1 protein-coding gene is annotated in these 839 nt (G+C 66.4%); it reads left to right on the top strand.

Translation table 11 applies throughout. From position 1 onward, the window contains the following. Positions 1-839, top strand: an 839-nt coding sequence (locus tag SMA5143A_RS33200) for an alpha-amylase family glycosyl hydrolase (protein WP_258193877.1), incomplete at both ends; no start/stop codon positions are given.

The raw sequence follows: 839 nt of genomic DNA on the forward strand, positions 1-839 counted from the left end.
ATCTCGGCGCTGCGGTTCTGGCTGGACCTGGGCATCGACGGCTTCCGCCTGGACGCCGTGCCGTACCTGTACCAGCAGGAGGGCACCAACTGCGAAAACCTTCCGGCGACCCATGAGTTCCTGAAGCGGGTCCGCAAGGAGATCGACGCCCACTACCCCGACACGGTGCTGCTGGCCGAGGCGAACCAGTGGCCGGAGGACGTGGTCGACTACTTCGGCGACTACACCAGCGGCGGCGACGAATGCCACATGGCGTTCCACTTCCCCGTCATGCCGCGGATCTTCATGGCGGTGCGCAGGGAGTCGCGCTACCCCGTCTCGGAGATCCTCGCGAAGACCCCCGCGATCCCCTCGAACTGCCAGTGGGGCATCTTCCTGCGCAACCACGACGAGCTCACCCTCGAAATGGTCACCGACGAAGAGCGCGACTACATGTACGCGGAGTACGCCAAGGACCCGCGCATGCGCGCCAACATCGGCATCCGCCGCCGCCTCGCCCCCCTGCTGGACAACGACCGCAACCAGATCGAACTCTTCACCGCCCTGCTGCTGTCCCTGCCCGGCTCGCCGATCCTCTACTACGGCGACGAGATCGGCATGGGCGACAACATCTGGCTCGGCGACCGGGACTCCGTCCGTACGCCGATGCAGTGGACCCCGGACCGCAACGCCGGTTTCTCGTCCAGTGATCCGGGGCGGCTGTCCCTCCCCACGATCATGGACCCGGTCTACGGCTACCAGGTCACCAACGTCGAGGCGTCGATGTCCTCGCCCTCGTCGCTGCTGCACTGGACCCGCCGCATGATCGAGATCCGCAAGCAGAACCCCGCCTTCGGGCT

The organism is Streptomyces sp. MA5143a (assembly GCF_900290235.1).
GTDB lineage: Bacteria > Actinomycetota > Actinomycetes > Streptomycetales > Streptomycetaceae > Streptomyces.